The organism is Streptomyces sp. NPDC059456 (assembly GCF_042750055.1).
GTDB lineage: Bacteria > Actinomycetota > Actinomycetes > Streptomycetales > Streptomycetaceae > Streptomyces.
The window spans coordinates 1-10,972 of record NZ_JBHYVA010000243.1 but is presented as its reverse complement, the minus strand read 5'-3'; the positions used below and the strand labels follow the sequence as shown (position 1 = coordinate 10,972).

At 73.2% G+C, this 10,972-nt stretch carries 5 protein-coding genes and 2 pseudogenes; 6 read left to right on the top strand and 1 reads right to left on the bottom strand.

Annotation, left to right across the window (positions count from 1 at the left end; all coding sequences use genetic code 11):
• The 5 genes and pseudogenes from ACFXA3_RS21590 to ACFXA3_RS21570 form a co-directional block, all read left to right on the top strand.
• A pseudogene (locus tag ACFXA3_RS21590) lies at positions 1-1,319 on the top strand (serine/threonine protein kinase); the annotation flags it as partial.
• Between the two features lie 114 nt (positions 1,320-1,433).
• Positions 1,434-3,107: a serine/threonine-protein kinase gene (locus ACFXA3_RS21585; protein WP_385188982.1), complete on the top strand. Its 1,674-nt coding sequence runs from the start codon at positions 1,434-1,436 to the stop codon at positions 3,105-3,107.
• 114 nt (positions 3,108-3,221) lie between these two features.
• On the top strand, positions 3,222-4,850 hold the full coding sequence (locus ACFXA3_RS21580) for a succinic semialdehyde dehydrogenase (protein ID WP_385188981.1): 1,629 nt from the start codon (positions 3,222-3,224) through the stop codon (positions 4,848-4,850).
• A gap of 62 nt (positions 4,851-4,912) precedes the next feature.
• A complete protein-coding gene (locus ACFXA3_RS21575; RefSeq protein WP_385188979.1) occupies positions 4,913-6,700 on the top strand; it encodes a GMC oxidoreductase in 1,788 nt (595 codons plus the stop codon).
• Positions 6,701-6,864: 164 nt separating this feature from the next.
• Entirely contained in the window at positions 6,865-8,538 is a 1,674-nt protein-coding gene (locus tag ACFXA3_RS21570; RefSeq protein ID WP_385188977.1) for a peptidase, read from the top strand.
• A 262-nt stretch (positions 8,539-8,800) separates the two neighbouring features.
• Here the strand turns inward: ACFXA3_RS21570 and ACFXA3_RS21565 are convergent.
• Positions 8,801-9,097, bottom strand: a pseudogene (locus ACFXA3_RS21565) (chorismate mutase); the annotation flags it as partial.
• Positions 9,098-9,376: 279 nt separating this feature from the next.
• Between ACFXA3_RS21565 and guaA the strand changes: the two are divergent.
• Positions 9,377-10,963 (top strand): glutamine-hydrolyzing GMP synthase, encoded by a 1,587-nt coding sequence (gene guaA / locus ACFXA3_RS21560; RefSeq protein WP_385188975.1) that lies wholly within the window; start codon positions 9,377-9,379, stop codon positions 10,961-10,963.
• Positions 10,964-10,972: the final 9 nt, after the last annotated feature.

Here is a 10,972-nt window from a genome sequence, read left to right as displayed (position 1 = left end):
GTGCCCTCCAGGGCGTTGTAGCCGTGAACGCCTCCGCCTCCGAAGCCGGGGGGGGCGCGCCCCCCCGCGGGGGGGGGCCCGGGCCGGGCACGGCGGACCGCGCCGCGTCCGCCGGCGGCGGGTGGGGCGGCGGGGGGATCCGCAGCGGGCTGGACGCCGAGCGGGCCCGCCAGACGCGGATGGCCGTCGTCGGGGCCGTCACCGAGCGGTGGGCTCCCGAGCAGGCCGGATCCGTCGCCGGACCCTGGCAGTTGGCGGCGCCCGTCGGGCCGGCGACCGACCTCTGGGGGCTCGGCGCGCTGTTGTACCGGGCCGTTCAGGGCCATGCCCCGTATCCCGAGGACAGCGTCACCGAACTCGTCGACATGGTCTGCGCGGAGGCCCCGGCCTTCGCTGAGGAGTGCGGCCCGCTGCGCCCGGTCGTCGAGTCGCTGCTGCGCCAGGACCCCACCGAGCGCCCCGACTTCGAGGAGCTCCGGGGCTGGCTGCGTTCCCTCGTACGGTCCGCCCCCGAGCCGGACGGCGGCCTCTCGGCGCTCCCGGCGGCGGAGCCGGACCCCGCGCGGCTGCCCGTCGTGCGCCGGCGCGGCGACCTGCACGGCCGGCACCGCAATCCCGCCGCGTCCCGCACGCCGCGGTCCCTCGGGCGGACCCTGCTCGTCGGTGTTCTCGCGCTGCTCGCCGGCGCGGTGGCGTACGCGCTGCTCTTCCTGCCCCGTGCCGGGGAGCAGGGCGAGGGCGCCGCAGCCAAGGCTCCCGTCGGGCAGCAGTCCCCGGCCGCCTCCCCGCCCGCGGCCCCGTCGGCGTCCGGGTCGGCCCCCGCCAAGCCGGGCCAGACGCCCCAGTCGGCGCCGCCGCCCGCCCCCGCACCGGCCGGTTACACCACCCAGCAGGACCCGGAGCACTTCGAGATCGCCGTCCCCAACGGGTGGGAGCGGCGCGGCATGAACGAGGCCGGGCAGGTCCGCTACACCGACGGGGAGTACGTCCTGACGGTGGCCCCCGGCCGGGACAAGGTGGACGGCAGTCCGGACCCGGCGACGTACCAGAAGGACAAGGAGCCCGAACTGGCCCCGTACCGGTCCTCCACCTGGGCCAGCGGCGGCGACGTCAAGACGACGAAGGTCGGCCAGCAGCTCCGTGTCACCGGCCGGTACACGTGGATCGACGGCAACGGCCGCAGCGTCGTCGCCCGGAACTTCGTCGTGGCGCTCGGCGGCAGCTACCACGTCGTCATGGTCTCGGGTCCGCAGGACGGGGAGGGTAAGGTCACCGAAGTCTTCGAAAAGGCCACGGGGAGTTACCGGGCGGGCGGGTGACGGTCAATCAGTACGGCGATTGCGTCACAGTGCTGCCGGAACCGCGCCTTCACGGTTCCAGGAGCCCCGAGCGCTCCGTAATCTGGCCCGAAGTGCACAGAGTGGCGGGGTTTCGTGGAACAGCAGACAGGTGCGGGTGCGGTGCTCGCTGGCCGGTACCGGCTCGTGGAGCCCATCGGCAGCGGAGGCATGGGCAAGGTGTGGCGCGCGCATGACGAGCTGCTGCACAGGACCGTCGCCGTCAAGGAACTGACGGCGGGTCTGTACGTGGCCCAGGCCGACCGGGAGGTGCTGCACGCCCGGACCCAGAAGGAGGCCCGGGCCGCGGCCCGGATCCAGCACCCGGCGGTCGTGGTCGTCCACGACGTACTGGAACACGACGACCGGCCGTGGATCGTCATGGAGTACATCGACGGCCCCTCCCTCGCGGACGCGGCGAAGGCGGCCGGCCGGATCGAACCCGCCGAGGCGGCCCGGATCGGCCTGCACGTCCTGGGCGCGCTGCGCGCCGCGCACGCGGTCGGAGTCCTGCACCGGGACGTCAAGCCGGGCAACGTGCTGCTCGCCAAGGACGGCCGGGTCCTGCTCACGGACTTCGGGATCGCCGCGATCGAGGGCGACTCCTCCATCACGCGGACCGGCGAGATCGTCGGCTCCATCGACTACCTGGCCCCGGAGCGAGTCACGGGCGGGACCCCCGGCACGGCCTCCGACCTGTGGTCGCTGGGCGCGACCCTGTACACGGCCGTCGAGGCGCGTTCGCCGTTCCGCCGCACCTCGCCCATCTCCAGCCTCCAGGCCGTGGTCAACGACGAGCCGCCGGCGCTGCGGCAGTCCGGCGTCCTGGGGCCGGTCATCACCGCCCTGCTGCGCAAGGACCCGGACGAGCGGCCCTCGGCGCAGGAGACCGAGCGGATGCTGATCGAGGCGATGGAGGGGCGGGAGCCGAAGGCGGCGCAGGCGTACGTGCCCACGCGCGCGGTGACGCCGCAGGAACTCGCCGACGCCCAGGACCCCGACACCGCGGGCGCCGACGCCGGGGAGCAGGCCGAACCCGCCGCGAAGGCGCCGGCGGCGCCCGAGCAGGCGCGTACGACGGCCCTGCCCGAACAGCCCGGGCCGTCCCCCGTGCCGGCGGGTCCGGCGGTGAGCGGCGGCCGGATCAAGCGGGCCGCGGCGGTGGCCCTGGTGGCGGCGCTGGTCGGCGGCGGCGCCGTCTTCGGCGTGCTGAAGTTCACCGGGGACACGGACGGGGGCGCGGGCAACGGCGACGGCTCCGACAAGAACGTGAGCGCGCCCGACCAGCAGGACGGCGAGGCGGACCCGGCCCCTCCGGCGGGCTACACCGAGGTCACCGACCCGGCGGGCTTCACGCTGTTCGTCCCGGAGGGCTGGAAGCGCCAGATGGACGGCGACCAGATCGACTACACCCCGGACAACGGGAAGCACTTCATCCGGATCGCCTCCGACTCGACGCCGGACTACGCCAACCCGTACATGCACCTGCTCGACCTGGAGAAGCAGCTCAAGCAGCGCACGGACTACAAGCGGCAGAAGCTGAACCAGAACACCTTCCGGGACAGCACCCGCGCCGCCCTGTGGGACTTCACCTGGACGGAGAAGGGGGCGCACGCCGGGCCGCGCCGGGCGATCGAGCAGATGTACATCGCCCCGGACGGCACCGAGTACGCGGTGTACATGTCGGGTCCGACGGCGGACTGGCAGACCACCCGCGCCCAGTTCGACAACGTGCTGAGCGGCTGGGACCCGCCGGCCAAGAAGGGCTGAGCCGGCCCCCGGCAGGGGCGCACCGGCCATTGCGCCAGCGATCGCTGGCGGAAATGGCAAAATCCGGTTACCGACGGGTACCCAAAGCCCCGCGGGCGGAATACGCTCACCGCCATGACGGACTCGCAGGCCCCGGCCCCCCTCCGCAGCGCACCGCAGCCCACCAACCCGGTCGCCCCCGCCCCGGCCGGTGCCCGCACCGCCGCCGACGTGGTGACCCCCGACCTGGTCGCCCGGCTCACCCGCGGAGTGATCGGCTCCGGCCGCACCGCCAACCACACCCCCTTCACCGGGGCCAAGCTGGCGGACCTCCCCGAGGCCACCCCCGAGGACGTCGCCGAGGCCTTCGAGCGGGCCCGCGCCGCCCAGGGGGCCTGGGCCGCCGTCCCCGTACGCAAGCGGGCCGCCGTACTGCTGCGCTTCCACGACCTGGTGCTGGCCCGGCAGGCCGAGGTGCTCGACCTCATCCAGCTGGAGACGGGCAAGGCCCGCCTGCACGCCCACGAGGAGGTCCAGGCCGTCGCCGTCGCCTCCCGCCACTACGGCCGCAAGGCCCCCGCGTACCTGCGCCCCAAGGGCCACACGGGCGCCATGCCCACCCTCACCAAGGTCACCGAGCTGCGCCAGCCGCGTGGGGTCGTCGGCCAGATCGCCCCCTGGAACTACCCCCTCGAACTGTCCGTCGGCGACGCGCTGCCCGCCTTCGTGTCCGGCAACGCCGTCGTGATGAAGCCCGACACCGAGACCGCGCTCACCGCGCTGTGGGCCCGCGACCTGCTGATCGAGGCCGGACTGCCCGCCGAGGTCTTCCAGATCGTCCTCGGCGAGGGTCCCGTCGTCGGCCCCGAGGTGGTCCGCCACGCCGACTACGTCTCCTTCACCGGCTCCACGCGCACCGGCCGCGAGGTCGCCCGGGGCGCCGCCGACCGCCTGGTCGGGGTCTCCCTCGAACTCGGCGGCAAGAACGCCATGCTCGTCCTCGCCGACGCCGACATCGAGAGGGCCGCTGCGGGCGCCGTGCGCGCCTGCTTCTCCTCCGCGGGCCAGCTGTGCATCTCCATCGAACGGCTCTACGTCCACGCCTCGATCGCCGACGCGTTCGTCGAGCGCTTCGCCGCCCGGACGAGGGCCATGCGGCTCGGCGCCTCCCTCGCGTACGGCGCGGACATGGGCTCGCTGGTCGGCGAGCGCCAGCTGGAGACCGTGCAGCGGCACGTCGACGAGGCCGTCGCCAAGGGCGCGACCCTCGTCGCGGGCGGCACCGCCCGCCCCGACATCGGCCCGCTGTTCTACGAGCCCACCATCCTCGACGGCGTCGAGGCGCCGATGGCGGTCTGCGGCGAGGAGACCTTCGGCCCGGTCGTCTCGATCTACCGGTTCACCGACGAGGACGAGGCCGTCGCCCAGGCCAACTCCACCGCGTACGGGCTCAACTCCAGCGTCTGGACCAAGGACGCCCGCCGCGGCCACGCCGTCGCCGCCCGCCTGCGCACCGGCACCGTCAACATCAACGAGGGCTACGCCCCCGCCTACGGCAGCGCGCAGGCGCCCATGGGCGGCATGAAGGACTCCGGACTCGGCCGCCGGCACGGCTCCGAGGGCATCCTCAAGTACACCGAGGCCCAGACGGTCGCCCACCAGCGGCTGCTCCCGATGGCGCCCTCGCTGGGCATGGACGACGAGAAGTACGCGGCGTTCATGACGCGCAGCCTCAAGGTCATGAAGGCATTGCGGCTCCGTTGATCCTGCGGCCCCGTTGATCCTCCGACTCCGTCGACCCTCCGACTCCGCCAGGGAGCAGCACCGTGTCTGAGCCGTACGACTACGACGTCATCGTCATCGGATCGGGTTTCGGAGGGTCGGTCTCGGCGCTGCGGCTGACCGAGAAGGGGTACCGGGTCGGCGTCCTGGAGGCGGGGCGCCGGTTCACCCGCGAGGGCCTGCCCAGGAACAGCTGGGACCTGCGGAACTACCTGTGGGCCCCGGCCCTCGGCCTGTACGGGATCCAGCGGATCCACCTGCTGGGCAACGTGATGGTGCTCGCGGGCGCCGGGGTGGGCGGCGGCTCGCTCAACTACGCCAACACCCTGTACGTGCCGCCCACCGCCTTCTTCGAGGACCGGCAGTGGGCGTCCATCACCGACTGGCGCGACGAGCTCGCCCCCTACTACGACCAGGCCAAGCGGATGCTCGGCGTCCGCCTCAACCCGACGATGACCCCCTCCGACGTCCACCTGAAGGCCGCCGCCGAGAAGATGGGCGTCGGGGACTCCTTCCACATGGCCCCGGTCGGCGTCTTCTTCGGTGACGGAGCGGACGCCGGGGGCGGCTGCGAGGCCCGCCCCGGCCAGGAGGTCCCCGACCCGTACTTCGGCGGCGCAGGCCCCGCCCGCAAGGCCTGCACCGAATGCGGCGAGTGCATGACCGGCTGCCGGCACGGCGCCAAGAACACCCTGAACGAGAACTACCTCCACCTCGCCGAGCGCGCCGGCGCGGTCATCCACCCGATGACCACCGTCACCGCGCTCGCCGAGCACCCCGACGGCGGGTACCGGATCCGCACCGTCCCCACCGACGCCCGCCGCCGGGGCATCACCAGGGAGCTGCGCGCCCGGTACGTGGTCGTCGCGGCGGGCACGTACGGCACCCAGACGCTGCTGCACACGATGAAGGACAACGGGCTGCTCCCGCGGATCTCGGACCGGCTCGGCGAGCTGACCCGGACCAACTCGGAGGGCCTGGTCGGCGCGCAGACCGACGACCGCCGCTACCGCAGGCGCCGTGGCGCGGGCCCCGGCGCGGAGCGGCGGGCGGACTTCACCCGGGGCGTCGCGATCACCTCGTCCGTGCACCCCGACGCCGACACCCACATCGAGCCCGTCCGGTACGGCAGGGGCTCCAACGCCATGGGGTTCATGACCGTCCTCCAGGTGCCGTACGCGAAGAACCGGGTACGGGCCTGGTTCGCCCGGACGGCGAAGCACCCGGTGCAGCTGGCCCGTTCGCTGTCCAACCGGCGCTGGTCGGAGCGGACGATCATCGGGCTCGTCATGCAGTCGCTGGACAACTCGCTGACGACGTACCGCAGGCCCGGCGGCCTCGGCAAGGGCCTGCTCACCGCCCGCCAGGGGCACGGCGCCCCGAACCCGGTGCAGATCAAGGAGGCCACCGAGGCGGCGACCCTGCTGGCCGAGGAGATCAACGGGTTCGCCGGCAGCAACATCGGCGAGCTGATGGGCACCCCGCTGACCGCGCACTTCCTCGGCGGCTGTCCGATCGGCGCCTCCGCGGAGCAGGGCGTGGTGGACCCGTACCACCGGCTGTACGGGCACCCGGGCATCTCGGTGGTCGACGGCTCTGCGGTCTCCGCGAACCTCGGGGTGAACCCGTCGCTGACGATCACGGCGCAGGCCGAGCGGGCGATGTCGTACTGGCCGAACAGGGGCGAGCAGGACCCGCGGCCGGAGCAGGGCGCGGCCTACGTCCGCCTGGCAGCGGTGGAACCGGTCCGTCCGGCGGTCCCGAAGGAGGCGTTCGGCGCGCTGCGGCTGCCGTTGCTGCTGCCGGTGCCGGAGGTTCCGAAGAAGCCGTGACCGCGTGGGACGCGTACCGGCGGCGGGTTATGCGCTCCCCCTCCGAGCGCAGACCCCGCCGCCGTGTACCTAAGTGACAGGTGATCAGTCCGGATGGTTGCATGTGATGCCCGTCACCCCTCCAGGGGGGCAACTGTGACCCTCCCTCGGCGGTCTCGATCTTCATGGACAAGCGCATCTCCCTCATGGCGGCTACGGGGTTGGCGACGCTGAGCCTCGGCGCAGCCGCCCCCGCGCTCGCCGCGGAACCCGCAATCCCCCTCAGCGGGCCCTCGGCCCAGGTGCTCCAGCCCTACCCGGACTCGGGCACCTCGAAGGAGCGGAGCCTCCGTTACGACCTCGACCCCGCCGCCGCCGGAACCGGCCTCCCCGGCGAGTTCACCCTCACCGTCGACCTGACCGGGGCCACCGGGCTCGCATCGGTCCGGCTCGACCCGGCCAAGCCCCGGCCGAACTGCACGACGAGCGCCACCGCGATCGTCTGCAAGCAGCAGGGCCTGTCCGCCGGAACCGGCGGCAACGGCATCGACCTGCTCGTCTCCGCCGCCCAGGGCGGCAAGAACGGCGCGAGCGGTGAGATCACGGTCAAGGGCGCGGTGGCCGGGGCGAGCGTCACGCCCGTCACCACCAAGCTCACCGTCGGCGGCCCCGACCTGCACGTCGGGGAGGTCAAGCCGAAGGCGGAGGCGACCGCCGGCGAGCAGCAGGACCTGCCGCTGGCCTTCGCGAACCGGGGCACCCTGGCCGCCCGGTCGGTGGCCCTGGAACTGGACGCCACGGCCGGCCTGGAGCCGGTGGAGACGTACGACAACTGCAGCCGCCAGGACCACGGCGGTACGGGCTCCACCACGGTGTGCCTCGTCGAGGGCGAGTTCCTGCCGGGTGAGTCGTACCGGCTGTCGCCGGACTCCCCGCTGCACCTCAAGACGACCGAGCGGGCCTACCGGGACTCGCTGCGGTACGGGTTCGTCCCCGACCCGGCGCCCGCCCGGGACGCGCCCGCGGCCAAGACGGCCACCGGCAAGCGGCTGATGCTGGTCAAGGCGCCGGCGGCCGTGCCGGTCACGGACTCCCACCTGGTCCCCGGCGCGGGCCGGACCGGGAACACCGACCTGAACCCGGACGACAACCAGCGCGCGTTCGACGTCACCGCCAAGGGCGCCACGGCCGACTTCGAGGCCGTCACCGCCTCGCCCGCGGGCAAGGAGGGCGACACGGTCACCGCCGCGCTCGGCTTCCGCAACAAAGGCCCGGCCGTGATCGACCACGTGCGGTCGGGCGAGAGCGCGGCCCGCACCGACATCGTGATGCCGGCCGGCGTCCGGGTCACCGACGTGCCGCGCGGCTGCCGCGCGGTCAACGCGGACGGCAGCGACCGCACGGAGCAGACCGGCGCGCCGCGCTACTTCTGCGACGGCGGGACCCTCGCGGACGTCCGCGCCCCGTACACCCACACGTTCACCCTGAAGATCGAGAAGGCGGTCGCGAACGCCAAGGGCTCGGTCACCGTCGGCGAGCCGGCCGCGGCCGGCACCAGGCTGCACGCCATCGACCCGGTCGCGGGCAACAACACGGCCGCGTTCACGGTCGACGTCAAGGCCGGCGCGAGCGCGAGCCCGTCCGCCTCGGCCTCCACCTCGCCGTCCCCGTCCGCCTCGGTCTCGGCGTCGGTTTCGGCGAGCGCGTCCTCGTCGGTCTCCGCCGGCGGCGGCGCGCGCGGCAACCTGGCCTCGACCGGCAGCACGGTCGGCCCGATCGCGCTGGGCGCGCTCGGCGCCGTGGCCGCCGGCGGTGCGCTCTACATCGGGGCGCGCCGCCGCTCCGGCAAGCACGCGTAGCCGCACGGAACGAAGAACGGCCGGCCGGGGGCGTCCCCCTGGCCGGCCGTCCTCTTTCCGGGGTGACCGGGCTGCTATCCCCTGCCGTCCGGTCACGCGAAGGAGCGAGGTCCCACGACGCACGTTCCGGAGGTCCCGTGCGCCTCATCGCTCCCGCGGAGCCACGCGTGGTGCTGCGGTCCCGCGCCCGGCTGACGCGGCCATCCACACCAACGAAGACCGCCGGGGCCGGTCACGGGCCCGGACGAGTGACGAACGGGCGTCAGACGCGGCCGCGGCACAGCTCCAGCAGGGTCATGGCGAGGGTGGTCCCCGGCTTCCCGAGGGCGTCGCTCCAGTGCGCGAGCACCTCCATCTCGCGCGAGAGGTGCACGCGGCGCCCGCCCGAGGCGATCCGGGCCTCCTGGATGACGGTGGAGACGGCCATCCGCTCCTGGATCAGGCCGATGATCCGGTCGTCGATGGCGTCGATGCGCTCACGGGACTCGGCGATCAGCTGCGCGGGGGTGGTGGTCACGGTCATGTTCTTACTCCTGTGGGTCGTGCCGGCAGGAGCGGAAACGCCAGAGCGCCCCGGTCCTGTCGGACCGGGGCGCTCTGGGAAGTCAGCGGCTCAAGCGAGCATCACGAGGACCCATGGCGACCGGACCGGCCGGTGCCATAGGTAAAGAGGAAGCTCAGCTGCTTGCGCATGGTGTGGATTATGGCCGCCCACCGCCTCCCGGGCCAACCCGGCCCGGATCGTGAGACGTGGGCCTCGGATGGTGCGACAAACCGGGGCCCGGCGCCACCGGTAGAATCGACAAAACAGCCACCTCTTCCGCCGGAAGGCCGCCCCGTGCCAGAAGCACCCTCCGCCGCCCACGACAGCGCCCCGGACACGGTTCTCGTCGTCGACTTCGGCGCCCAGTACGCCCAGCTCATCGCCCGCCGCGTCCGCGAGGCACGGGTCTACAGCGAGATCGTGCCCAGCACGATGCCCGTGGCCGAGATGCTCGCCAAGAACCCCAAGGCGATCATCCTCTCCGGCGGCCCGTCCTCCGTCTACGAAGAGGGCGCTCCGCAGCTCGACCGCTCGATCTTCGAGGCCGGGATCCCCGTCTTCGGCATGTGCTACGGCTTCCAGCTGATGGCGGTCACCCTCGGCGGCACCGTCGACAACACCGGCGCCCGCGAGTACGGCCGTACGCCGCTCGCCGTCTCCAAGGCCGGCTCCACCCTCTTCGAGGGCACCCCCGAGAACCAGTCGGTGTGGATGTCCCACGGTGACGCCTGCTCCGCCGCGCCCGAGGGCTTCACCGTCACCGCGTCGACGAACGTCGTCCCGGTCGCGGCCTTCGAGAACGACGAGAAGAAGCTGTACGGCGTGCAGTACCACCCCGAGGTCATGCACTCCACGCACGGCCAGCAGGTGCTGGAGCACTTCCTCTACCGCGGCGCCGGCCTGGAGCCCACCTGGACCACCGGCAACATCGTCGAGGAGCAGGTCGCGGCCATCCGCGCGCAGGTCGGCGACAAGCGCGCCATCTGCGGCCTCTCCGGCGGCGTGGACTCCGCGGTCGCCGCGGCCCTCGTCCAGAAGGCCATCGGCTCCCAGCTGACCTGCGTGTACGTCGACCACGGCCTGATGCGCAAGGGCGAGACCGAGCAGGTCGAGAAGGACTTCGTCGCCGCCACCGGCGTGCAGCTGAAGGTCGTCGACGCCCAGGAACGCTTCCTGAACGCGCTCGCCGGCGTCTCCGACCCGGAGACCAAGCGGAAGATCATCGGCCGCGAGTTCATCCGCGTCTTCGAGCAGGCCCAGCTGGAGATCCTCCAGGAGGACGGCCCCGCGGTCGCCTTCCTCGTGCAGGGCACCCTGTACCCGGACGTCGTCGAGTCCGGCGGCGGCACCGGCACCGCCAACATCAAGTCCCACCACAACGTGGGCGGCCTCCCCGACGACATCGAGTTCGAGCTCGTCGAGCCGCTGCGCCAGCTGTTCAAGGACGAGGTCCGGATGGTCGGCCAGGAGCTCGGCCTGCCCGACGAGATCGTCCAGCGCCAGCCCTTCCCCGGCCCCGGCCTCGGCATCCGCATCGTCGGCGAGGTCACCAAGGAGCGCCTGGACCTGCTCCGCGAGGCCGACGCCATCGCCCGCCACGAGCTGACCGCGGCCGGCCTCGACCGCGAGATCTGGCAGTGCCCGGTCGTCCTGCTCGCGGACGTCCGCAGCGTCGGCGTCCAGGGCGACGGCCGGACCTACGGCCACCCGATCGTGCTGCGCCCCGTCTCCTCCGAGGACGCCATGACCGCGGACTGGACGCGCATGCCGTACGAGGTGCTCGCGCGGATCTCCACCCGCATCACCAACGAGGTCCCCGACGTGAACCGCGTCGTCCTCGACTGCACGAGCAAGCCCCCGGGCACCATCGAGTGGGAGTAGTCCCCACCC

Excerpts from the sequence above, each read along its gene's own strand:
- ACFXA3_RS21580 (WP_385188981.1), top strand. The coding sequence starts at position 3,222 with ATGACGGACTCGCAGGCCCCGGCCCCCCTCCGCAGCGCACCGCAGCCC.
- ACFXA3_RS21570 (WP_385188977.1), top strand. The coding sequence starts at position 6,865 with ATGGACAAGCGCATCTCCCTCATGGCGGCTACGGGGTTGGCGACGCTG.